Genomic DNA, 24,947 nt, shown 5'->3' on the forward strand with positions numbered 1-24,947 from the left:
TCGCACCTGTTGTCTTATTTTTCTTTTATCAAAGCCACAGTCAAATGTCCGGCATAGGTTCCAAAGGCTTAGCGCGACTTCTTCAGGCAAATGCCCACAGTGACTTGATCTTGGCGGCAACACTGATACACCCGCGCGAAACCTTGCTTATATTAAACAAAGGACATCAGCCCCGTGGATATAGCCAAGCTGCGCCAAGCGCACCCCGATCACTGGAACAAAGCCTGCGCCATTCGCGCGTTGACCCTGGATGCTGTCCATGCAGCGAACTCAGGACATTCTGGCATGCCTATGGGAATGGCCGATGTCGCGACGGTTCTCTTTGAAAAACATCTGAAATTTGATGCAAGCCAGCCTGATTGGGCTGATCGTGATCGCTTTATTCTGTCGGCAGGTCATGGATCAATGCTGTTGTACAGCCTTCTTCATTTGACTGGTTATTCCGACATGACATTGCAGCAGATCAAGGATTTCCGTCAATGGGGCGCGATCACGGCGGGGCATCCTGAATACGGTCACGCCAAGGGAATTGAGACAACAACCGGCCCCCTTGGGCAAGGACTTGCCAATTCTGTCGGGTTTGCCATGGCCGAAGAAAGTCTGCGTGCGCAGTATGGCAAGAAAGTTGTGGATCACTATACCTATGTGATCGCAGGCGACGGATGTCTGATGGAAGGGGTCAGTCAAGAAGCCATAACCTTGGCTGGGCATCAAAAACTGTCAAAACTGATCGTTTTCTGGGACAACAACAATATCACCATTGACGGCACAGTTGACCTGTCTGATCGCACTGATCAGATCATGCGTTTCAAGGCCAGCGGTTGGCATGTGCAGGATATTGATGGCCACGACCCAGAACAGATTGACCAAGCAATTGCGGCTGCAAAGAAATCCCAGAAACCGTCGATGATCGCCTGCAAGACGCACATCGCATTGGGATCATCCGCGCAGGATACATCCAAGGGTCATGGCGCCTTGACCGATGATCAGTTGATCGCGGATACAAAAGCCGCCTATGGCTGGACAACGGGCCCTTTTGAAGTGCCTGCAGCTATCAAATCTGCTTGGGAAAAGATCGGCAGCCGCGGTGCGTCTGAGTTCAAGGCCTGGGAAGATCGGTTTGCAACGCTGTCAAACGGCAAGCAAAAGGAATTCAACCGCATTTTCGCCCTTGAGGTCCCGAAAAAACTGGCTGCAACTGTGCGCGCTTTGAAAAAGCAGACATCCGAAACCGCCCCCAAAGTTGCAACACGGAAATCGTCCGAAATGGTGCTTGAGGTGGTCAATCCCGTTCTGTCCGAAACCATCGGTGGGTCTGCGGATTTGACTGGTTCAAACAACACCAAGACGGCTGATTTGGGCGTATTTTCCTCCGAAGATCGCAAGGGCCGCTATGTCTATTATGGCATCCGCGAACATGGGATGGCAGCTGCGATGAATGGTATGGTTTTGCATGGTGGCGTGCGTCCATATGGCGGAACATTCATGTGTTTCACTGATTATGCCCGCCCCGCGATGCGCTTGTCAGCGTTGATGAAAGTGCCGACGGTTTATGTGATGACGCACGACAGCATCGGTTTGGGCGAAGATGGCCCGACGCATCAGCCGGTTGAACATCTAGCGATATCGCGCGCCACGCCAAACACATATGTGTTTCGCCCTGCTGATACGATTGAAACGGCCGAAGCCTGGGAAATCGCGCTGTCGTCGAAAACCACGCCTTCGGTTCTGTCACTCACGCGTCAGGGATTGCCGACAGTCCGCTTGCAGCACAAAACGTCGAACCTGACGGCGCAAGGGGCATATGTTCTGGCGGATGCAGATGGAAAACGTCAGGTGATCCTGATGGCCACCGGGTCCGAAGTTGAAATCGCTTTGGCTGCGCGTGATATGCTGCAGGACCAGGGGATTGGTACGCGCGTTGTATCGATGCCGTGTTTTGAGCTGTTTGCAGAGCAACCCGATAGCTATCGCAAGAAAGTGCTACCTGGTGGTCCGGTTCGTGTCGGTATCGAAGCGGCCGTGCGCCAGGGATGGGATCAGTGGCTGCTTGGTGAACGCGGACGCGAGGCCAAGGCGGCTTTTGTCGGAATGGACAGCTTTGGCGCGTCGGCGCCGGCGGGTGAACTTTATCAGAAATTTGGGATTACAGCCGAAGCTGTCGTCAAAAAAGCCAAAGGTTTACTTTAGCGTTATGACGGTCCCGGACATGATCCGGGGCCTCTTTTTTGGGCAAGCCTGTTACAATTGAGCTAATCTGCAACACCTTCGATTGTGTTAGCGCCCACAGTTAGCGATATCATAGGCAGATCTGCTCCGGTTACCGCTAACACGTTGTCATTAAAGCATTTTCCGATTTACGCGTTGCCTTGGTCCAAGGTAAGGACAGCCCGAAAGCTATAATAACAGGAGCAGCGCAATGACGATCAAGGTCGGCATCAATGGATTTGGGCGAATTGGACGATGTACATTGGCCCACATCGCAGAAAGTGCGCGCAATGATATCGAAGTGGTCAAGATCAATGCGACCGGGCCGATTGAGACGAACGCGCATCTGTTAAGATACGACAGCATCCATGGCCGGTTTGGATCCGATGTTAAGGTCAAAGGCGACACACTGGATTTGGGGCGCGGTCCAATCCAGATGTATTCAACCTATGACCCAGGTGAATTGGACTGGTCCGGGGTTGATGTGGTGATGGAATGCACAGGCAAATTCAATGATGGTAAAAAATCTACCATTCATTTGGACCGTGGTGCGAAGAAAGTGCTGATCTCGGCGCCGGCGAAGAACGTGCAACGAACCGTTGTTTACGGCGTGAATCACCGCGATATGCAGCCCGAAGATCAAATAATTTCGAACGGATCTTGCACCACAAACTGTCTGGCCCCGTTGGCTAAGGTGCTGAATGATGCCATCGGGATTGAACGCGGGATTATGACCACCATTCACAGCTATACCGGTGATCAACCGACACTGGACCGTCGTCACGATGATCTTTACCGTGCACGAGCTGCTGCAATGGCAATGATCCCCACCTCAACCGGTGTGGCCAAGGCATTGGGCGAGGTGCTGCCAGAATTGGATGGCAAGCTGGATGGAACTGCGATGCGCGTACCGACGCCGAATGTTAGTGCAGTGGACCTGACGTTCGAGGCTGGCCGTGATGTGACAGTGGATGATGTGAACGCAGTGGTCGCTGAGGCCGCAGCAGGTCACATGGGTGCGGTTTTGGCCTATGATCCTGAACCCAAGGTGTCGATTGATTTCAATCATACGCCACAGTCATCTATCTTTGCACCTGATCAGACCAAAGTTGTCGGTGGCAGAACGGTGCGTGTTCTGGCATGGTATGACAATGAATGGGGCTTTTCCTGTCGTATGGCGGATGTTGCCACGGCAATGGGGCGGCTGTTGCACTGATAGAATAAAGGCCTGGCCATATGACGAACCGGCTTGCCATTGCACTGGCATTGTTGATCCTTTGTTTTTTCATAGTAGATTATTTTGTGTATGATTTGACAAATTCCGTCTTTTTGGGGCGTAAATTTGTGGAATTGGTCGATTACGTTGCCTTTTGGCGCTGACACGTGCCGCCTGTCTGCAAATTGGAAATTGGGGTTGACGATCCGGACCATTCCATTCTTGTTAGCGGTAACGTGCATTGATATAGGACGCATATCCTTAGGAGGGCTGGAAAATGGCAGTTAAAGTGGCAATCAACGGTTTTGGTCGTATCGGCCGAAATGTTCTGCGGTCGATTATCGAAAATAATCGGACTGATATTGAAGTGATCGCCATCAACGATCTTGGCCCGGTTGAAACGAACGCACATTTGTTGCGCTATGACAGTGTGCATGGCCGGTTTCCGGCAACAGTAACAACAACCGACACAACTATTGATGTGGGGCGTGGCCCAATTCAGGTGACTGGCATTCGCAACCCGGCTGAGTTGCCATGGTCAGATGTTGATATCGTGATGGAATGTACCGGCATTTTCACAGATCGCGAAAAAGCAGCTATTCACCTTGAAAATGGTGCATCACGCGTGCTGATTTCAGCCCCTGGAAAGGGCGCGGACAAGACGATTGTCTATGGTGTTAACCACGATACGCTGACAGGCGATGATGTGATCGTCTCAAACGCATCCTGCACGACCAACTGCCTGGCCCCTGTCGCCAAAGTTCTGAACGACACCGTGGGTATCACGCGGGGCTTTATGACCACAGTTCACAGCTATACCGGCGACCAGCCCACGCTGGACACGATGCACAAGGATTTGTATCGCGCCCGTGCTGCAGCCCTTTCGATGATCCCAACATCCACAGGCGCGGCCAAGGCCGTGACGTTGGTTCTGCCTGAACTGGAAGGCAAACTGGATGGCGTGGCCATTCGTGTGCCGACACCAAATGTGTCCGTTGTGGATCTGACCTTCGAAGCCGCCCGCGACACAACCGCCGAAGAAATTAACACAGCTATGCGTGACGCCGCGAATGGGTCGTTGAAAAATGTACTGGGCGTGACGGATGAAAAACTGGTCTCGGTCGATTTTAACCATGATCCACATTCGTCAATTTTCGCCACTGATCAGACAAAAGTCATGAAGGGATCGTTGTGCCGCGTGCTAAGCTGGTATGACAATGAATGGGGCTTTTCCTGCCGTATGTCTGACACTGCAGTTGCGATGGCCAAGTATCTGTAAACCTTAGCGTTTAGCCGTTTTCCAGATTTCATATTCGACCGAAAGCGCTGTTTTCAGCGCTTTCTTCGTATCAGCGGTTAAAGTTAATTTCATTTTGGGTGACGCATTTACGCGGGGCAAATTTATTTTTTCACCAATGCGATCTTCAAGAAACGCAATAAACTGAGCCATATCCTCGTATCGAAATACATGATCTGTACGCAGATCGCCCTTGGCCCCGCGCAAAAATCTGGCTTGTGATCCAACATCGGCAAAATCGGGGCGCTTTGGCTGAATGTAAGCCAACGCAAAGTCATCAAAACTCATCTTTGCGGTGCTGTTGGGCGTTCCATCCAAAAGGGGTCGCGACCGATATCGATACCAGCTGCCCAGCCAATCAAATGGTTCACGCACCAGGGCGACAGTTTCGATATCATTTGCCCCTGCGACCCGAAACATGGGTCGAAAAAAGCGGTTATAACGCTGAATCGTTGCGTGTTTCAGTTGCGCGGGATCGGTAATAACAATGTCCGCTTTGCTTCCAATTGCATGTTGCAATGCTGTGCTGCCTGTTTTGGCCTGAGAAAGTATAGCCAGCTTTTCTTTCCAAAAAACAAGCATTTACGCGGCACTCCTTATTTCTGACAGTTGTAAACTAGCCATTAACCTTGTTCAGCAAAAGTCGTTTGTGGAAAAAACTGTTGATATGTTCACGTTTTGATCTCATATAGTTGAGAACAACAGGCGAACATCAGCAGTGATTGCCGCACCGGCACGGGTGTGAAATAAGGAACGAAAGAAATGGCAATGGCAGATCTTCTTAGCATGGATAACAAAAAAAACGCAGATAAACAAAAAGCGCTGGATAGCGCTTTGGCCCAGATCGAACGGCAGTTTGGCAAGGGGTCGGTTATGAAAATGGGTGATGGGGCGATTCAGGAAATTGAGTCCACATCAACCGGATCACTTGGCCTGGATATTGCCTTGGGAATCGGTGGTTTGCCCAAAGGCCGCATCGTTGAAATTTATGGCCCTGAAAGTTCCGGGAAAACGACGCTGACGCTGCATTGTGTGGCGGAAGAACAGAAAAAAGGTGGCGTTTGTGCGTTTGTCGATGCCGAACACGCGCTGGATCCGCAATATGCCAAAAAGCTTGGCGTTAACCTTGATGAGCTGTTGATTTCACAACCCGATAACGGCGAACAGGCGCTTGAAATCACCGACACGCTGGTGCGTTCTGGTGCTGTCAGCATGGTTGTGGTCGATTCGGTCGCGGCCCTGACCCCAAAGTCCGAACTTGAAGGTGATATGGGCGATAGCAGTGTTGGCGTTCACGCCCGTTTGATGAGTCAGGCCATGCGCAAATTGACCGGTTCGATTGCACGATCAAATTGCATGGTGATCTTTATTAACCAGATTCGGATGAAGATCGGCGTCATGTTTGGCAGCCCTGAGACGACGACAGGTGGTAACGCGCTCAAATTCTATTCTTCGGTTCGTCTGGATATCCGCCGTATCGGCGCGCTGAAAGATCGCGACGAAGTTGTGGGCAATCAGACACGTGTTAAAGTTGTGAAAAACAAAGTGGCACCGCCCTTCAAGCAGGTCGAATTCGACATCATGTATGGCGAAGGCATCAGTAAAATGGGTGAATTGCTGGATCTTGGTGTCAAAGCGGGCGTTGTTGATAAAGCTGGTGCGTGGTTTAGTTATGGCGACGAACGTATCGGGCAGGGGCGTGAAAATGCAAAAACCTTCCTGAAGGAAAACACCCGCATCGCGCTTGAAATCGAAGACAAGATCAGGGCCGCACACGGGTTGGAATTCGACATGCCCTCGGATGAGGCGAAAGATGGTGACAACGACGTCGTTGAAGCGTAAATTTCACTAAATTTCGAATTGAATGGGCCAGACACTGCGTCTGGCCTTTTTCTTGTGGTGGACACCTGTTTCGCGCAAAGATAAACCAACCCGACATGACAGTTGCCCCGGAAGAGTCCTATGCCCACGCTGAATGATATTCGTTCGACCTTTCTGACCTATTTTGAAAAAAATGGGCATGCAAAAGTGCCTTCGTCCCCGCTTGTGCCGCGCAATGATCCGACGTTGATGTTTGCGAATTCTGGCATGGTCCAGTTCAAGAACCTGTTCACCGGTGTTGAAACACGCGATTACACACGTGCCACGTCTGCGCAAAAGTGTGTGCGGGCAGGGGGTAAACACAATGATCTGGACAACGTTGGCTATACCGCGCGTCACCATACGTTCTTTGAAATGTTGGGAAATTTCAGCTTTGGCGATTATTTTAAATCTGACGCGATCCCCTTTGCTTGGAACCTGATCACCAAGGAACTGGATATTCCTGCCGATAAGCTGGTGGTGACTGTTTACCATGATGATGATGAGGCCGCCGAGATTTGGAAAAAAGTCGCGGGATTTTCCGACGACAGGATCATCCGTATCGCGACAGATGATAATTTCTGGATGATGGGCCCGACCGGCCCGTGTGGACCATCGTCCGAGATTTTCTTTGATCACGGTGACCATATCTGGGGCGGCCCACCCGGCAGCCCTAACGAAGACGGCGACAGGTTTGTCGAGATCTGGAATTTGGTCTTCATGCAATACGAGCAGTTCGAAGACGGAAGTCGCGCGCCTTTGCCAAACAAATCGATCGATACGGGGATGGGATTGGAACGCGTTGCTGCCCTGTTGCAGGGCACGAATGACAACTATGCCACCGACCTGATCCGCAGCTTGATCGAGGCTTCGGCCAATGCGACTTCGACTGATCCTGATGGCCCTGGCAAAACGCATCATCGCGTTATTGCGGATCATCTACGGTCGACGTCGTTCTTACTGGCTGATGGCGTGATGCCGTCTAATGATGGTCGCGGTTATGTGCTGCGCCGGATCATGCGCCGAGCTATGCGGCACGCACATTTACTGGGGGCAAAAGACCCGTTGATGCACCAGCTGGTGCCGGCTTTGGTCAGTCAGATGGGTGCAGCCTATCCCGAATTGACGCGCGCGCAGGCCTTGATCACCGAGACACTGAAACTGGAAGAAACACGCTTTAAGCAAACACTGGAACGTGGGCTTCGTTTGTTGGACGATGAACTGACCGGCTTGCCAGAAGGCGCTGAATTACCGGGCGATGCGGCATTCAAGCTGTATGACACCTATGGCTTTCCACTGGATCTGACGCAGGATGCGCTGCGTGAAAAGGGCCGTTCGGTCGATACCGACGGTTTTGATGCGGCAATGGCTGCGCAAAAAGAACTGGCGCGGGCAGGGTGGTCTGGATCAGGCGAAACAGCTGACGCAGCGATCTGGTTTGATATTGCTGATCAGCATGGCCCCACTGATTTTCTTGGCTATGACACAGAAACGGCCGAAGGCCAGATTTTGGCGATGGTCAAAGATGGTAAATCGATCAACTCTATCGGGCATGGTGATAGTTGTTGGGTAGTTCTAAATCAAACACCATTCTATGCAGAGTCTGGTGGTCAGGTGGCCGATCACGGATTTATTCGCCGGTTGGACAATGAAGACATGATCGCTGAATGCAGCGATGTTCAAAAGCGCAGTGAAGGTGTTTTTGCACATTACATCAAAGTTCTAAGTGGTGATTTTAATGTTAATGATACCGTTGGGCTTGACGTTGATCATGCGCGAAGAACGTCCATTCGCGCCAATCATTCGGCCACACATCTATTGCATGAAGCGTTGCGCAAGGCGCTCGGCGACCATGTTGTGCAGCGTGGGTCGCTGAATGCGTCGGATCGTTTGCGATTTGACTTCAGTCACGGCAAGGCGCTTAGCCATGATGAACTCAAACAGGTCGAAACTGAAGTAAATGACTTCATCCGTCAAAACAGCCCTGTTGAGACACGGATCATGACACCGGACGATGCGCGTGACATCGGTGCACAAGCGTTGTTTGGTGAAAAATACGGGGATGAGGTACGCGTGGTGTCGATGGGCCGGGCTGCTACGGGCAAAGGTACTGATGGCCAGACCTATTCGATTGAACTGTGCGGTGGTACCCATGTGCGCCAAACTGGGGATATTGGGGTATTTGTTACGCTTGGCGACAGTGCGTCATCTTCGGGTGTACGTCGTATCGAAGCGCTGACCGGGGCCGAAGCATTTCAATATTTAAGCCTTCAAGATCAACGTCTTGGCAATGTGGCATCACAACTTAAGGCGCAGCCGGGTGAAGTGGGCGACCGTGTCAAGGCATTGATGGATGAACGCAAGGCGCTGCAAAACGAAGTCGCACAATTGCGCCGTGAATTGGCGATGTCAGGTGGCGGGCAAGCCGCGGCACCTGAGATCAAAACAATCAATGGAATAGATTTTGTGGCCCAAGTGCTAAATGGTGTCACTGGTAAGGATCTGCCTGCGTTGGTGGATGACCACAAGGTACGCATTGGGTCAGGTGCAGTGCTGTTGATTGCGGATGCCGACGGTAAGGCTGCCGTGGCAGCTGGCGTCACATCGGATCTGACAGATCGTCTGTCTGCCGTTGATTTGGTCAAGGTTGCGGTCATTGAATTGGGCGGCAAGGGTGGCGGCGGGCGACCTGATATGGCGCAAGGTGGCGGGCGCGATGCCGCGAACGCCGACGCCGCGATCAAAGCCGCAGAACAGGTACTGGAAAACAAATGACAGCCCTATGGATTGCACATGTAACAGTGTCTGACGATGACGCTTATGGTAAATATGCTGCCATTGCGACAGAAGCCATCGCAGAACATGGTGGCGTTTTTCTGGCGCGTGGCGGACGCTATGTATCGTTGGAAGGTAAGGACAGGCCACGAAACGTTGTGGCGCGTTTCTCATCGCTTGAGGCCGCTGAAGCCTGCTATCGATCAGCGAAATATCAAGAAGCGTTAAGTTTTGCCAAAGGTGCATCCGAACGGGACTTGATGATCGTAGAAGAGGTCAAAACCTAGTTCGCGATCTCAATCGTTTGCTTTAATGCGCCTGTGCGTCGATCAAAAATTATGATTTTGTCGCTTTCGGTCACCACGGCATACCAATCGAGCCCTTGTGTAAAGGCACTGGCCGTTTCACCGCCTGGTAAAGTGATCTGATCGGGCAGGGCGGGCACGCTGGATGAGAAGCGGATGACAAACACCGTCGTGATGATTACAACGCCTGCAATCATCACGATGGTCAGCAAATTAACCATCCTGCGCAGAAATTTCAGATTTGCCGGTTCTTCCGGAAATGGGGCCTGTTCCATGTCGTCATCCCTTGAGTTCACCATTGCCGCCGATCCGCCGTTGCGCCTTGATAAAGCGCTTGCCCGCGATGCGCCAGAGGCCGCATCGTTAAGCCGGTCACGTCTGGCGCGATTGCTGGCAGACGGACATATAACTGTAAACGGCGTACTTGCGACAGACCCCAAAGCGCGCATCGCCGAAGGTGCACAGATCATCGTCGCACTGCCCGATGCGGAAGAAAGCCATATACTGCCGGAAGATATTCCGCTGAATGTGATCTATGAAGATGATAATCTGATCGTGATCAATAAACCCGCAGGTATGGTCGTACATCCCGCACCGGGTTCGCCCAGTGGAACGTTAGTCAATGCATTGCTGCATCATTGCGGTGACAGTCTGTCTGGGGTTGGCGGCGCAAAACGCCCAGGCGTGGTGCACCGCATCGACAAGGATACGTCGGGGCTTTTGGTTGTCGCCAAGACGGATCGCGCGCATCACGGATTGGCCGCGCAATTCGAAGCGCACACGGTCGAACGTGTTTATAGCGCGATTGTGTACGGTGTGCCTGATGCCAATGATCCGCGCCTACGGGGCATTAAAGGCACAAGTTTTGAACCCGGGAATATTTTAAAACTAACAACGCAGCTTGCGCGCCACAAAACAGACCGTCAGCGTCAGGCCGTTTTATTCCATGGCGGTCGGCATGCCATAACCCGCGCGCGGATTGTGCAGTCATATGGAACGCCGCCCGTTTTGGCATTAATTGATTGCTGGCTGGAAACCGGCCGCACCCATCAGATCAGGGTTCATATGGCCCATGCAGGTCATGGTTTGATCGGGGATCCAACCTATGGCGGAAAACGCAAATTGAACGCCAAGGCCTTGTCTTCGCAGGCTATTTCCGACGTGCAAGCCTTTCCCCGGCAGGCACTTCACGCGAAAACCCTTGGGTTCAGACATCCTGTCACGGGGGATGATATGCAATTTCAGGCCGATCTTCCCGATGATATGCAACAGCTTTTGCGCACAATATCTGCTGTAATCTGATATTACTTGTGCGTGAAAGCACTGAAACACATCTAGACCACTGCTATGATTGATCTTAATTTATTCTTAACCAAAGCGCGCATGAACATCTTGAAACCTTTGTTAGCGCTACATATGTACATGTTAATCCCGTAAACATTGGGAAAGGGACAAAGAAGATGAGCACATATACAAACCTTCCAGCGCCGTCGCCTGAACAGGGCTTGAACCGCTATTTGCAGGAAATTCGCAAGTTTCCGATGCTTGAGCCGGAAGAAGAATACATGCTGGCCAAGCGATGGGTCGAAGAAGAAGATTCAAGCGCAGCGCACAAAATGGTTACGTCGCACCTGCGTTTGGCCGCCAAAATCGCTATGGGATATCGTGGATATGGTTTACCCCAGGCCGAAGTAATATCCGAGGCCAACGTGGGCCTGATGCAGGCTGTCAAACGGTTTGACCCAGAAAAGGGCTTCCGCCTTGCGACCTATGCGATGTGGTGGATCCGTGCCTCGATCCAGGAATATATTTTGCGCTCATGGTCATTGGTGAAACTTGGCACAACCTCGGCTCAGAAAAAGCTGTTTTTCAACCTGCGCAAGGCAAAATCAAAAATCGGAGCTTTGGAAGATGGCGATCTGCGCCCGGAAAATGTGGCCAAAATTGCCCATGATCTGAATGTGACTGAAAAAGAGGTTATCTCAATGAACCGCCGCTTGTCTGGTGGCGATGCCTCGTTAAATGCGATTGTCGGTTCAGATGGCGAAGGTGCGACGCAGTGGCAGGATTGGCTGGAAGACGAAGATGCTGATCAGGCTGGCGACTATGCCGAACGCGATGAACTGGACACGCGCCGTGAACTTTTGGCCGAAGCGATGAAGGTTCTGAATGACCGCGAGCGCGATATTTTGACCCAAAGACGGCTTCAGGATCAGGTCGTGACATTGGAAGATTTGTCTGGACAATATGATGTCAGCCGCGAACGGATCCGCCAAATTGAGGTGCGCGCGTTTGAAAAATTACAAAAGCGTATGCGGGACCTTGCAATCGAAAAGGGTGTCCTGACCCGTACATAACGGCTAAAAGTTGTGCCTTTTCCGTTAATTATGACATTTTCAACACCCTTTGACACAATCTGGGTGTTGAAAAATACTTAATAAAACTGCACACTCTTGTTTCATTGGCTATTTTTAGCCTTAAAACTTCCACAATGACGCTATTAAAGGTTGATTGTGAAAAGTTGTAGAGGTGTGGTTTGATTGAGAGCACTGATTTCGTTTTGCTGAAAGCTTTTTTTGGCGATATTCCATTTTGGGTCGACAGCCCAAATGCAGCGATTGCTATTGGAATCGGTGCTGCAATTTTTTTCATTCTGATGGGAACGTTTTTAAAGCGCCCCAAACCCCCCCAAGTCGCAAGCGGTTTTCCTGAAAATCAGGATCAGAAATCTGCAAAACAGATGAAAGGCACACGCGCCATGCCAGATGTCCTTGCCTATGACGCAAGCGGTGCGAGTGTATCGCTGAAAGACGTCAGAAATGCAGCGGCCCAGCCACCGCAACCGATCCGGATTGTCAAACAAGATGATCAATGGCCTGATCCGACGCAGGAAGAGATCGACGCTTTTTTTGAAGAACATGCCGTTTCCAGCATTTATCTTGTCCGCCAATGGCCAAATGAGGATGAAGCGCCGACAAGCTATCTGGGTGGTTTCCCAACCCTTCCTGAAAGTATTTCCTGGCCGCGCAATCGCCGTACAGGTCTGCCTTTGCACTTCTTGGCACAGATTAATTTCGATGAAATGCCGGAATTGTTTGATGGCCCCGAATTTCCCGAAGAAGGTACGCTATTCTTTTTCGGCGATATTTCCGAACAAATGCATTGGAAAGACACCTGTGCGATGCAGGAAGATACGCGTGTTTTATACACGGACGAAGATATTCGCGACCTGAAAGAAACCATGCCACCGTCTGATCTGCCGGATATTGGTCACGAAGATGATAAAGCCAGTGGTGGGTTTGCGGAAAAGGATAAGAAATCCTTTGTGAAATGGCCGGTCAAAGGTCACGTTGTGGATACCATTCCATCCGATTGGTCCCGATCACGCGAACAGGTTTCACCCAAGCTGATCAGTGGCGCACAGGATCTTGCGGCCCGCCAGATTACAGCTTTGATTGTAGATGCCCCCGAAAGTCCTGGTGCCAAATCCTTGATCAAAATCACCAAGGCCAGTGCGAATGCGCGCAGGCCTCTGTTAGGCGAAGAAACAGACGAAGAAATCGAATTCGTACCAGAGGGCCTTGGCGGCCAATTCCCGTATAATGGCAAGGTTGCGAAAATCGTTCTTCGGACGTTCCTGACCGAAGCTGAATCAAAATATGAAAGCTTGATGCTGCGTCGTGACAGCTATTCCAAAGGGAAACGTGGCAAGAAAACACCCGAATTAGCTTATCTCGAAGGCTATATGCCAACGACACGCGGGCTGCTGAATGGTTTGAAAGCCATTGATGTATATGACGCTTTGCCGCCAAAACTGATGGAAGCGTTTGAGCTGTGGTTACAGGTCGAAGTCAAAAGTGGCTTTATCGACGGTTGGACAATGACCGAACGTTTGCACATTGCTCTGCGGCATGCCGCGCGTTTGGCCGTTAGTGACGAAAAGCTGCGCGCCAGTTTGCCAGATGGGTTCATGGACCACTTCCGCCGCGATCTTCAGCCGTCCATCAACGATGGCGAGCATATGATTGGCGGGCCAAAATCCTTTAAGACAGCCCCGACAAGTGGCGAAGGTGTGAAATTACTGCAGCTTGATAGCGACTATGCCGTGGACTTCATGTTCTCAGATTATGGCATTGCTGATTTCTGGATTGAAGAAGAAGATCTGGAAGCACTGCGTTTTGAAAACGCCTATGGTGCTACAGCCAGCGCGTGATCCTGTCACAAACGTAAACGGGCGCTTCTGCAAAAGAGCGCCCGAAATTACGTTTTCTAGCTGTCCATCGCTTCCAATTCATCTATCATCGCGCTGATCATACTAAGCCCTTTGTCCCAGAACTTTGGATCACTCGCATCCAGACCAAACGGTGCAAGCAGTTCTTTGTGATGCTTTGATCCGCCTGCTTTCAGCATATCAAAATATTTTTCCTGAAAATCAGCGTCGCCTTCTTCATAAACGGCATAAAGCGCGTTCACTAAGCCATCGCCAAATGCATAGGCATAGACATAAAACGGCGAATGCACGAAGTGCGGAATATAAGCCCAGAATGTCTCATACCCATCCATAAATTCGAAAACGGGTCCCAGGCTTTCGGCCTGAACGCTCATCCATAGCGCGTTGATATCATCTGGCGTCAACTCACCCTGTCCACGGGCGTCGTGCAATTTGCATTCAAAATCATAAAACGCGATTTGGCGAACGACCGTATTGATCATATCCTCAACCTTGCCGGCCAACAGCGTTTTGCGTTCCTCTTGCGTGGTTGCTGCATCCAGCAGCTTACGAAAGGTCAGCATTTCGCCAAACACACTGGCCGTTTCCGCCAAAGTCAGCGGGGTCGAGCTGAGCAATTCACCTTGCCCTGCCGCCAGAACTTGATGAACGCCATGACCTAACTCATGGGCCAATGTCATGACATCGCGGGGCTTACCCAGATAGTTCAACATTACATAAGGATGCACTTCGGTTACCGTTGGGTGGGCAAACGCGCCCGGTGCTTTGCCAGGTTTTACGCCCGCATCAATCCAGCCCTTGGTGAAAAACGGTTTGGCCAGATCAGCCATGCGCGTATCAAAGGCACCATACGCCTCCATCACCGTTTTTTCCGCATCGTCCCAGCCAATGATCTTAGGATCATCCATCGGTAAGGGCGCGTTGCGATCCCAAACCTGCATCGTCTCTAACCCCAGCCATTTGGCCTTTAGCTTGTAATACCGATGCGACAATTTCGGATACGCTGCGACCACAGCATTGCGCAGTGCTTCAACCACCTCAGGTTCGACATGATTTGATAAATGCCGCCCGGTCTGCGGTGTCGGCATCCCGCGCCAGCGATCTTCGATCTCTTTTTCTTTGGCCAACGTATTATGAACGCGGGCAAACAACTTGATATCATTGCCAAAAACGCGCGCCAACTCACGACTTGCGGCTTCACGCTTTGACCGATCCTGATCCGTCAAAAGGTTCAATGTACCTTCGATACCCAATTCGTCGCCATTAACGTTAAACGTCAGACCTGCGATGGTTTCATCAAACAGCCTGTTCCAAGCAGCAGATCCAACTGTCGACTGATCATGCAGAAATTTCTCAAGCTCATCCGACAGCTGATATGGTTTCATGGCGCGAATACGATCAAAAACCGGTTTATAGCGCGCAAGATCAGTGTTTGTAGACAGTAACCCGTTCAGATGATCGTCATCTAATCTGTTGAATTCAAGGCTGTAAAAAACCAGCGGTGTCGTGAAACTGGTCAATTTGTCCTGCATATCGGCCATAAATTTTGCACGATCCGCATCGGTGGTTTGCTGATAATACCGCAGGCCCGCGAATGACATAATTCGCCCGGCAATAACGTCGATCTTTTCATACCTTTGTACCGCATCCAACAAACCGGCCGCGTCCAGATCGGCCAGCTTACCCTGATAATCGCGGGCAAAATCAGCACAGGCTTTTTCCAGCCAGTCCAGATCGCGCTTGATTTCGGCGCTGTCGGTCGCCGGATAAAGATCGGTCAGGTCCCATTCTGGCAAATCACCAAGATTATCACCGCCAATGGCAGGGCGTACGTCAAAAACGGGGCTGGAAAACATGCTCATATGATACCTCTGATTATCGTTACGCATAAGATATGCCCTGACGCGGCTACCGCAACCTGTTTATCCATATTGCTGCAGCATTTCCTTTAGATCGCCTAAGGTATTTGCCTCTTGCAGCGGTTTATCGTGACGCCACCGCGACATCCGCGGAAATCGAAGTGCAACGCCTGATTTATGACGTGTGCTTTCCTGGATGCCTTCAAATGCAATTTCAAATACATGTTCAGGTTTGACCTGCCGCACAGGTCCGAAGCGTTGCAGTGTATTTTTCTTAACCCATTGTGTAATCTGGCGAAATTCTGCATCGGTCAGACCGGAATAGGCTTTGGTAAAGGGCACCAGATCGTTGCCATTCCACACCGCAAAGGTGAAATCGGTGAACAGATTGGCCCGCCGTCCGTGACCCGATTGCGCATAGATCATAACCGCATCAATCGTTAGCGGATCGACCTTCCACTTCCACCAATCCCCTTTTTTGCGCCCCGAAAGATAGGGGCTGTCCAACCGTTTGAGCATCAGCCCTTCGGCCCCCAAATCACGCGAAATTGCGCGTTGATCCGCCAAATCTTGCCAACTGTCAGCCGTCAGGCTGTCAGACAACCGCAAAGGCAGATCATCTGGTAAATCTACAATCATATCAGCCAGTTGCGCGCGTCGTTTCTTGAATGACCAGTCGCGAATATCTTGCCCCTGCCATTCCAGCAGGTCATAGGCTTTCAGAACCACAGGTGCCTCACTCAGCAGCTTTTTCGGCACCGTTTTGCGCCCAATCCGTTTTTGCAGCGCGCTAAAGGGCAGGGGGGCATCACCCTGCCACGCCAAAACTTCGCCATCAATAACGGTGCCTGGGGGGACAAAATCGACCAGTTGCGCCAGCTCTGGAAAACGATCTGTCATCAGATCTTCGCCCCGTGACCACAAAAAATGCTGCCCGTCGCGCAAGATTAGCTGGCCGCGAATACCGTCCCATTTATACTCAGCGCTCCACTCGGTCACATCGCCCAGGTCCTGCGCCTCACCGTCCAGTTGATAGGCCAGATAAAAGGGATAGGGTTTGGACAAATCCGCCGCCGGATCATCGGTCAAGATCAGCGCGTGATAGCTGGTTGTCGCAGGCGTCCAGTTGCCCATCAGCTTGTGCGTCAACTGTGCCTCTGGTTGATCGGTTGCTTTGGCCAACGCGCGCGTCATCAGTTTTTGACTGACCCCCACTCGAAATCCGCCTGTGATCAGTTTATTGAATAAAAACCGCTCGACCCCATCCAACTGATCCCATGCTTTCAGAATACCTGATTTCCGATCGGTTTCTTCTAACATACCTAAATCAATGACATAATTCACCCAGTGGGTCAGGCTGTGGTCCTGCGGATTTGATGGCAGGGGCAGCACTAAAGAGATCGTTTCCGCCAAATCCCCGACAATGGGATAGGCTTCTTCGAACAACCAAAGTGGAATGCCCGCGCGTTCAGCCGCCCATTCGCGCAACCGCGTTGTGTTGATTGCGCGCTTGGGACGACGGGATGAAAACAACGCAATGCACCATAATTTGTCATCATCGGGTGCATCACGAAAATAATCGGCCATTGCAGCAGTTTTAAGGGTCGTTTTTGTCGTCTGATCCAGCACTGTGAAAAGCTGCGCAAAGCGTTTCATGCAGCAATCTCTGGGTCTGTTTGGTCCAACGCGTCCCCTTCGTATTCTGTTTCAACAATCTGCGCATCATATCCTTGATCTTCCAGCCAGCGGCGAAAAATGCTGGTATATCCATGGGTTACAAAAATACGTTCTGCCCCGGTTTCGGCAATTGCGGTGTTCAATCCATCCCAGTCCGCATGGTCCGACATCACAAATCCGCGGTCAGCGGCTCGTCTGCGCCGTACCCCGCGCACTGCCATCCAGCCCGACGCAAACGCCGTCGATTGCGCTCCAAAGCGCTGCGTCCAACTGCCAAAACCTGATGGGGGGCACACAACCAAAGCACCTGAATAGGATTTGAGGTCCAGGTCAGGTGTCACACGGATCGTGTCAGGCAGGATCAAACCCTGGGCACGCAACACATCATTTGTATTTTCAACCGCGCCGTGGGTCAGGATCGGACCAATATCGGCATTCACGGCACTTAAGATCCGCTGCGCCTTGCCCAGGGCATAGGCCCCCAAAACCGAAGTCCGCCCTGCGGCTGCGTTCTTGCGCCACCAATCATTGATCTGGTCCATGACATTATTCTGTGGCTGCCATTTGAAAACAGGTAGCCCAAAGGTGCATTCGGTAATAAAAGCGTGGCATGTAACAGGTTCAAAGGGTTCAGAAAACCCGTCTGGTTCTATCTTGTAGTCGCCTGAAACCACCCACACCTCGCCTTTGTGTTCGATCCGGATCTGGGCTGATCCAGGTACGTGACCTGCAGGATGAAAGGATACGTCAACATCGCCAATGCGCTGCACCGTACCATAGTCGATCGATTGCAGATCAATGTCACCCAAGCGATGCCGCATCACCGGCGCTGCGGCGTGCGTTGCCATATAATGCGCGTGTCCGGATCGGGCGTGATCGGCATGGCCGTGCGTAATCAGGGCCCGATCAACCGGGCGCCACGGGTCAACATAAAAACCGCCCTTTTCACAATAAATGCCGCTGTCAGTAAAAGTTAAGAGATCACCCATGACGCAATACTAGCGCCATGTCACACAGGATCAAATTCCTGTTTAACTTTCTGTAAATGATAATCTGTCAGCGAATGCGCGACCAGCGAAACGATCTGCACAGCACTGCATTTGCACAGGCTTCCGCACGGATACGTCCGCCCCGCACCTGCATTTCAAGCGCAAATGTCTTATCGCGACGCGGGTCCCAGATTGTACCCCCAGCATACTTACCGCCGCCTTGGTGAACCATATTGCGGATAATCGTTTTGCCGACGTGCGGATAACTTGCAACCGGCCTTCCATTCACGCCAATCGCTTCGATAATCCGTGCACAGACGGCATTTCCACAGGCACCAAATTGAACATTCAGATGATCGATACCATTGGTTTTAGATCGGTGCAGTTGCCATATACCCGTTGGGCTGTTGGCCATTGCTGTCCCCGCAGTTGCAATAAGCAAAACCGCGATTGCGAGGTACTTTTTCATAGTATCTTCTCCAGATTACTGACCTACATAAATAACGGGCACCTTTCATAAAGCGCCCAATATTTAATCATCCTAGAAGTGAACCCAATTTCATGGCAAGACCCATATCGCCCTGAATTTGGATCCGACCAGTCATATAGGCCGTCGTTGGGTTGACACTGCCGTCTTGCAGGCCTTTGAAAGTCTCAGCGTCGGCAATCACAGTCAGGTCGGTTTCTTCATCACCCGCACGTGCCCCGTCGCCATCCATGACAAATGCTCCTTCGTCTTCGATGACGAATTTTACGGATTTGTCCAACTCACCCTGGGACAGTTTTTCATTCATTGCCGCAACGGCTTGTTCAACAACTTGGCTCACGTGATTTTTCCTTTTGGTTGTGTTCAGCCCTAATTTGGGGCGGTTAAATTATAACAGTACCGCTTGGGCACAGTCTTAGGTTGTATAACCCGATGTTTCATATTTTTGCGATAAGTTCAATTTGAGGATCGCCATAACGCCTGTTCAAAGCGCGTCCGATCACCTGATAGTTGCCCATCTTCGATTGGGTCATGACGCGCCTCCCTTCGTCTTGTCCGCAATTATTGTGTCACACCCTGATCCAATTCTTTTTTTCGCGCAACATTGACGTAACGATACAAACTTTTTCTTAATGACCTTACGTAAAAGTTTAAATTTATAGACTTAATCAGAGTTTGAATCAGAATCGCGCAAGTAATGGCGTGTGATATGACAGAAATTATACAGAGTGTTTTTACAGCTGATTTCAACCGATCAGCTGATACATACTGCCAACCACGGTCGTATCCGGTTCAACAGACAGACCGACCGTTTGGCGATAATGGAAAATTGCAAAACTTGCAGCGGCGGCAGCCAAAAGGCCAAGGGCCAGCAAAGCGTATTTCAGAATAGACAGTTTCATAGCAGCTCAACCAGTTTTTGCACCATACGCCGCATAACCCGTTCGGCCATATCCGGCGTCAGATTTTGATCGTAACGCATTCTGCGCCAATTTTCAAAGGATGTTGCAAGATCCAGCGCCTCAAGCAGGTCCGGATCGGCTTCGAACTGTGCCGGCAGAACCGCTTTGATCTGCGCGCGTTCAAAATTGACGCCACGACGATAGTTTTCCATCAGAAACTCTGACCGAAAGCGCCGCACATCCGCTGACACTTTGATTGGCAGGATCCTTTCATAGACTTCGGCCCGTTTCGTAATGGCCTCATTCAGCTGATCTTTCCAGTCATGGCTTTCATAGGGCCGCAGCAAGATCGGCATAACATCGGCCTCGATCTGTTCGGCCAGATCGCGATACAGGCTTTCCATATCTTCTATGTGGCGGAAAACAGTGCGTAAACTCAGGCCGGATGCCGTGGCAAGCTCATGGGATCGTGGCATAAAATTACCCGCCTGCACCAGATTGATCAACGCCTTGGCGATCTGTTCACGGCTGCGCACGCTGCGCAATCTACGACCGTCACGCTTAGCATGGTCGTCGGCATCATTGGAAAGGGCAGGGCTTTTGTTCAAACTGGATCTCACTGAAAATGACAGACTTGTTTGTCTAGCACATCAGACGTTGGCTGGCAGGTCTACATTTAAATACGGCAAAATCAAAATGGCCCAACTGGACCTGCGATCCAATGCCACCAGCGTTCGTGATGCACAACCAATAGGAGTTTTTCCGCCAATTCATCTCGTATTGCGACACAAAATTGAAACAGACATGCGTCAGCCCTAGCCTCGACAAAGGTCACATTCACTTGGGGGATTCGATAATGACTTGGTTTCACAACGCATTTGTTTTCGGCACGCACAGCGATGATGTTCTGACAGGCACGGGGCGGGATGATTATATCTTTGGCTTTGGCGGGGATGACATCATTGACGCAGGTGCAGGTGATGACGTGATCTTTGCAGGGGCTGGCGATGACACTATCCTGGGGGGCGCTGGCAGCGATCAGATTTTTGGGGGCAGGGGCTTTGACACGGTCACCTACAAAGGATCGATCCGCGATTATTCCATCGCCAAGCATGGCTATTTCTTTCCCTTGATCACCGTTATGGCGGATGACGGCAGCACAGACACATTGATAGGGGTCGAGGCCCTTTATTTCGAAGCCGATGACTTTACCCTATTTCTGGACGGCACGAATAACGCGGTTTTGGCCGATGATGACACGGTTGATGCGGGTGAAGATGGCATCACGCAGATCAACACAGATGATCTTTTGGCCAATGATCAGGAATTTGACGGCGACGCGCTGACCATCACCGACGTGTCCGCCCAAAGCGACGCGGGCGCGATGGTCACGGTACAAAACGGTGTGGTCAGCTATGATCCCGGCGATATTTTTGCGGGTCTGGCCGAAGGTGAAACCGCGACCGACACCTTTACCTATACCGTTGATGACGGACGTGGCGGCACAGATACAGCTACAGTCACCGTGACCATAAACGGCACCAATGATGCGCCGGAATTGACGGCTGTGACCGCTGTCAGTGTGGCTGAAAACGGCACCGTGATTGATGCTCAGATCGCGGCCACAGACGCCGAAGGCGACGCGATCAGCTTTTCAATAAGCGGTGGCGCAGACGCAGCGCTTTTCCAGATTGATGCGGCCAGCGGCACGTTGACCTTTATCAATGCCCCTGATTTCGAAGCCCCCGGCGACACAGATGGTGACAATGTTTATGAGGTGACCGTGGCTGCTACCGATGCAAACGGCGCAACCGATCAGGACAATATTAACATCACAGTGACAGACGTTGACGAAGGCGGCAGTGCGCCGCGCATCAACGAATTTCACTATGACAATGCAGGCAGCGATCAGGGTGAATTTATTGAAATCCGCGTGGATGCCGGGACGGACGTGTCGGGTCTGTCGGTTGAACTGTATAATGGCGGCAGTAATCAGGTCTATGAGACCGCCATTGTATCCGGCACGCCGACGTCCGATGGCACCTATGACTATTACGTTCTTGAAATTGCGGGTATTCAGAACGGAAATGCTGATGGTATCGCATTGATCAACGCAGGCGAAGTTGTCGAATTTCTTAGCTATGAAGGGACGCTAACAGCGGCAGACGGCACAGCAGCGGGTGTGACCTCAACCGATATCGGCCAACAAGAAGGCAGCAGCACACCCATCGGATTTTCCCTTCAGCGCAATGATGACGGCACCTGGGACGCCCCGCGCGAAGACACGCGCGGTGCAGCCAACGACGACACGGGCGGGGGCGATCCAACTGAATTGCTATTGTCGGACATTCAAGGTGAAGGTGGCGATAGCGCCTTTGTCGGCCAGCAGGTGTCAGTCACCGCGATTGTCACTTATGTCGACGAAGACGGATATTTCCTGCAGGAAGAAGACGCCGATGCCGACGGAAACGCCGCCACATCCGAAGGCATCTTTGTCTTCACCGGGCGTGACAATCTGGGCACAATCACCGTGGGCGATCAGCTGACTGTTGTGGGCACCGTGGCCGAATTCAACGGCGAAACGCAGATCAGCAATGTGACATCCACAGCGACCCTGGCCACCGATCAAGACATGCCGACCGCCGCCAGCGTTTTGCTGTCACCCGATACGACCCAGGCCGATTACGAAGCGGTTGAGGGGATGCGCGTATCGGTCACCAGCGGCACCAGCGATGCGATAACCGTGATCGAGAATTTCGAACTGGGCCGCTATGGCCAGATCACGATCAGCTCGGGCGGACAAACCCAGCCCACGCAATTGTTCGATGCCCAAACCGAAGCCGATCAGATCGCTGAGCTGGCCGAAGATAACGCCAACAACCGTCTGGTGCTTGAAGACGGCGTGCGTGCGCAAAACCCCGATGAGTTCGAATACATCCCCGTCACGGCAGACGAAGGCGACAACGGCAACGGCTTTCTGGATGCGGGGGATGACTTCAGCGAAGATGGTCCGACCTTGCGCCTGGGCACTGAGGTCACCGAACCGGTCGAAGGCGTCATGACCTTCACCGACAATGGCCGCGGCACCAGTGCGGAATTCAAGGTGATTGTCGATGATCAGATCACCATCGACCCCGATACCAACACCGGCGCGCGTCAGGACACACCCGATGATGTGGGCGGTGACCTGCAAGTGGCCAGCGTGAATGTACAGAACTTCTTTACCACGCTGGATGATGGCGGCACGACGGGCCCGAACAACGATCTTGATCCGCGCGGGGCGACCACCGCCGAAGATCTGGTGCGCCAGACCGACAAACTGGTCGATCAACTGCTTGGTACAGGGGCCGAGGTTCTGGCCCTGCAGGAAATCGAAAATAACGGCTTTGACGATGCATCTGCCATCGCAACCCTTGTTGATGCTTTGAACGCTGAAGCGGTGGCGCGTGGGCTGGACGCGAATTACCAGTTCGTCGATCCCACAGGCACGGGCGATTTTGTCGGCACAGACGCGATTACCAATGCCATCATCTATGACGCCAATCAGGTCATGCTGCTGCATTCAGATGTGCATGTTTTCGACGAACAATCGGCGCAAGACACCTTTGATCTGGCCGAAGTTCTGAACGCCGAAGTGCCCACCAGCGAACAGGTTAACGATCTGCAGCGCAACCGCCCCGCCGTCGCCGCCACGTTTGAGGATAACGATACCGGCGAAAACTTTACCGTCGTGTCCAACCACTTTAAATCCAAGGGCGACAGCAATCTGCAGGATCTTGTCGATGCGGCCCAGGACGCGCTGGATGGCGGTAACACCAACATCACGCAAGCCGATATCGACGCCCTGATCGCAGACCCGAACTTTAATCAGGACGACGGGCAGGGGTTCTGGAACGCCGTGCGCGCCGATGCGTCAGCCGAGGTCGTGGAGTGGCTGGAAAACACCTATCTGGCCGAAGCCGACGCCGCGACGCCGAATGATCTGATCGCGGACAACCTGCTGATCTTGGGTGATTTCAACGCCTATGCCCAGGAAGACCCGACCCAATTACTGCGCGATGATCCTGGCTATGTCGATATCATCGACGATTTCATCCCCGGCGGTCAGGACGATGCGTTTAGCTTTGTCTTTGACGGCCAGCAAGGCACATTGGATCAGGCGTTCGCATCAGACGGTCTGGTCGATAACATCACCGGCGCTACTGAATGGAACGTCAACGCGTCTGAACCCGGCCTTCTGGGATATTCCGGTCGCTTTACAAATCCGGATTTCTATAACGACGACCTCTACCGCGCCGCCGACCACGACCCGCTGATCATCGGTCTGGACCTAAGCGACACGCCCATCGTCTAAACGAAAAATAACACCAACCCGGATCATTGGGTTGGTGTTGTAAACCTACAGTTGACCCTATTAGTCGTTTGTGTGTGGGTGCAGCGAAGGTGTAAAAAGAGCCCAATCTGTCAGATGCTGCGATGTGCGCGAATGGCAGCTTTCAAGCGGCAAGGTAAAGCTTCTTGATCAACTCACTGCGTTCGTGATGCGCAAAATCGAGAACTAAGATATCTTCAAGCTTCGCTTCAGAATAATCGGTGCAGTGTTTTGCAAACTCCACAACTTCTTGAAGCGTTTCGTCTTCATGCCAAGTTGTCATAACGAATTTAACCTTCGGGTAGTCGCCGAAGTTATGAGCCTCCAGAAATGCCCAATCGACGCTATCGTCCCATGCAGAACAATCAATGCCCCAAGCCAACGAATAGACGCACCCAGCTTTCACGAGCGCTTTGCTGACCTCGTTACGATATTCCCAATCAACTTCGCGCTCGATGAGTATCAGGCACTTGAATTTGGTCATTTCCTTTGGAAAGGAAACAGAGACATCAGTCGGTAAGAAGATGTAATTGAACATCTGCAGGAGATGACAATCAGGCCGCCTATTAGTCAAGATGGGCGATGATAGGATGTGACATCTAAGCCGAAGCAGACCTTGATAGGTATTGCAAGAACGGCAGCAAAGTCCCGCTTTGCAGCCGTTATGCAATCCGCAGATGCGCTCAGAATGAGATTAAACTCCAACAAAACCTAAAATCGCAGCGAACGCAGTTTTGTACAAAATATTTGGTACAAAACCCATGTACAA

General features: G+C 51.7%; 20 protein-coding genes. 10 read left to right on the top strand and 10 right to left on the bottom strand.

Translation table 11 applies throughout. The features are described 5' to 3' along the window. Positions 1–174: 174 nt before the first annotated feature. The 3 genes from tkt to gap (HRQ87_RS10370) all read left to right on the top strand — a co-directional run bounded on the left by tkt (position 175) and on the right by gap (HRQ87_RS10370) (position 4,703). The gene (gene tkt, locus HRQ87_RS10360) at positions 175–2,190 is read left to right on the top strand and encodes a transketolase (RefSeq protein WP_174138030.1); all 2,016 of its coding nucleotides are present in this window, start codon (positions 175–177) and stop codon (positions 2,188–2,190) included. 229 nt (positions 2,191–2,419) lie between these two features. Beyond that, positions 2,420–3,424 (top strand): type I glyceraldehyde-3-phosphate dehydrogenase, encoded by a 1,005-nt coding sequence (gene gap, locus HRQ87_RS10365; protein WP_174138032.1) that lies wholly within the window; start codon positions 2,420–2,422, stop codon positions 3,422–3,424. A gap of 277 nt (positions 3,425–3,701) precedes the next feature. Next, positions 3,702–4,703, top strand: a complete 1,002-nt coding sequence (gene gap / locus HRQ87_RS10370; RefSeq protein WP_174138034.1) for a type I glyceraldehyde-3-phosphate dehydrogenase — start codon at positions 3,702–3,704, stop codon at positions 4,701–4,703. 3 nt (positions 4,704–4,706) lie between these two features. On the opposite strand, the gene HRQ87_RS10375 is transcribed toward gap (HRQ87_RS10370), so the two are convergent. Further along, a complete protein-coding gene (locus tag HRQ87_RS10375; protein ID WP_174138036.1) occupies positions 4,707–5,303 on the bottom strand; it encodes a gamma-glutamyl kinase in 597 nt (198 codons plus the stop codon). A gap of 180 nt (positions 5,304–5,483) precedes the next feature. On the opposite strand from HRQ87_RS10375, the gene recA reads away from it, so the two are divergent. From recA to HRQ87_RS10390, 3 genes are all read left to right on the top strand, one after another. Continuing rightward, positions 5,484–6,563: a recombinase RecA gene (gene recA, locus HRQ87_RS10380; protein ID WP_174138039.1), complete on the top strand. Its 1,080-nt coding sequence runs from the start codon at positions 5,484–5,486 to the stop codon at positions 6,561–6,563. A 120-nt stretch (positions 6,564–6,683) separates the two neighbouring features. Further along, complete coding sequence (gene alaS, locus HRQ87_RS10385) at positions 6,684–9,356, top strand: alanine--tRNA ligase (RefSeq protein WP_174138042.1); 2,673 nt, start codon at positions 6,684–6,686, stop codon at positions 9,354–9,356. Continuing rightward, positions 9,353–9,643 (top strand): DUF1330 domain-containing protein, encoded by a 291-nt coding sequence (locus tag HRQ87_RS10390; protein WP_174138044.1) that lies wholly within the window; start codon positions 9,353–9,355, stop codon positions 9,641–9,643. Before alaS ends, HRQ87_RS10390 begins: the two co-directional genes overlap by 4 nt. On the opposite strand, the gene HRQ87_RS10395 is transcribed toward HRQ87_RS10390, so the two are convergent. Continuing rightward, positions 9,640–9,936, bottom strand: coding sequence for a DUF6476 family protein (locus HRQ87_RS10395; protein WP_246252046.1), 297 nt, complete (start codon positions 9,934–9,936; stop codon positions 9,640–9,642). The genes HRQ87_RS10390 and HRQ87_RS10395 overlap by 4 nt on opposite strands. Between HRQ87_RS10395 and HRQ87_RS10400 the strand changes: the two genes are divergently transcribed. The 3 genes from HRQ87_RS10400 (at position 9,935) to HRQ87_RS10410 (ending at position 13,874) form a co-directional block, all read left to right on the top strand. After that, positions 9,935–10,963 (top strand): RluA family pseudouridine synthase, encoded by a 1,029-nt coding sequence (locus HRQ87_RS10400; protein WP_174138047.1) that lies wholly within the window; start codon positions 9,935–9,937, stop codon positions 10,961–10,963. The genes HRQ87_RS10395 and HRQ87_RS10400 overlap by 2 nt on opposite strands. Positions 10,964–11,121: 158 nt before the next feature. Continuing rightward, the gene (rpoH, locus tag HRQ87_RS10405) at positions 11,122–12,018 is read left to right on the top strand and encodes an RNA polymerase sigma factor RpoH (RefSeq protein ID WP_174138049.1); all 897 of its coding nucleotides are present in this window, start codon (positions 11,122–11,124) and stop codon (positions 12,016–12,018) included. Between the two features lie 179 nt (positions 12,019–12,197). Beyond that, positions 12,198–13,874 carry a DUF1963 domain-containing protein gene (locus HRQ87_RS10410; RefSeq protein ID WP_174138051.1) on the top strand — a complete coding sequence of 559 codons (1,677 nt, stop codon included), beginning with the start codon at positions 12,198–12,200 and terminating at the stop codon, positions 13,872–13,874. A 56-nt stretch (positions 13,875–13,930) separates the two neighbouring features. Here the strand turns inward: HRQ87_RS10410 and HRQ87_RS10415 are convergent, their stop codons facing one another. The 7 genes from HRQ87_RS10415 to HRQ87_RS10445 form a co-directional block, all read right to left on the bottom strand. Further along, positions 13,931–15,748, bottom strand: coding sequence for a M3 family oligoendopeptidase (locus HRQ87_RS10415; protein WP_174138228.1), 1,818 nt, complete (start codon positions 15,746–15,748; stop codon positions 13,931–13,933). 66 nt (positions 15,749–15,814) lie between these two features. Then, positions 15,815–17,407, bottom strand: coding sequence for an ATP-dependent DNA ligase (locus HRQ87_RS10420; RefSeq protein ID WP_174138053.1), 1,593 nt, complete (start codon positions 17,405–17,407; stop codon positions 15,815–15,817). Continuing rightward, positions 17,404–18,417, bottom strand: coding sequence for a ligase-associated DNA damage response exonuclease (locus HRQ87_RS10425; RefSeq protein ID WP_174138055.1), 1,014 nt, complete (start codon positions 18,415–18,417; stop codon positions 17,404–17,406). Before HRQ87_RS10425 ends, HRQ87_RS10420 begins: the two co-directional genes overlap by 4 nt. A gap of 67 nt (positions 18,418–18,484) precedes the next feature. Beyond that, complete coding sequence (locus tag HRQ87_RS10430) at positions 18,485–18,886, bottom strand: DUF2147 domain-containing protein (protein WP_174138057.1); 402 nt, start codon at positions 18,884–18,886, stop codon at positions 18,485–18,487. A 67-nt stretch (positions 18,887–18,953) separates the two neighbouring features. Continuing rightward, entirely contained in the window at positions 18,954–19,244 is a 291-nt protein-coding gene (locus HRQ87_RS10435) for an SCP2 sterol-binding domain-containing protein (RefSeq protein WP_174138059.1), read from the bottom strand. A 406-nt stretch (positions 19,245–19,650) separates the two neighbouring features. Continuing rightward, complete coding sequence (locus tag HRQ87_RS10440; RefSeq protein WP_174138061.1) at positions 19,651–19,806, bottom strand: hypothetical protein; 156 nt, start codon at positions 19,804–19,806, stop codon at positions 19,651–19,653. Then, positions 19,803–20,414 carry a TetR/AcrR family transcriptional regulator gene (locus tag HRQ87_RS10445; RefSeq protein ID WP_174138063.1) on the bottom strand — a complete coding sequence of 204 codons (612 nt, stop codon included), beginning with the start codon at positions 20,412–20,414 and terminating at the stop codon, positions 19,803–19,805. Before HRQ87_RS10445 ends, HRQ87_RS10440 begins: the two co-directional genes overlap by 4 nt. A gap of 248 nt (positions 20,415–20,662) precedes the next feature. Here HRQ87_RS10445 and HRQ87_RS10450 point away from each other — a divergent pair, with 248 nt between their 5' ends. Further along, a complete protein-coding gene (locus HRQ87_RS10450) occupies positions 20,663–24,160 on the top strand; it encodes an ExeM/NucH family extracellular endonuclease (protein WP_174138065.1) in 3,498 nt (1,165 codons plus the stop codon). Positions 24,161–24,302: 142 nt separating this feature from the next. On the opposite strand, the gene HRQ87_RS10455 is transcribed toward HRQ87_RS10450, so the two are convergent. Further along, positions 24,303–24,662, bottom strand: coding sequence for a DUF7684 family protein (locus HRQ87_RS10455; protein ID WP_174138067.1), 360 nt, complete (start codon positions 24,660–24,662; stop codon positions 24,303–24,305). Between the last annotated feature and the right edge of the window lie 285 nt (positions 24,663–24,947).

Origin of the sequence: Parasulfitobacter algicola (assembly GCF_013315265.1) — a bacterium.
Classification (GTDB): Bacteria; Pseudomonadota; Alphaproteobacteria; order Rhodobacterales; family Rhodobacteraceae; genus Parasulfitobacter; species Parasulfitobacter algicola.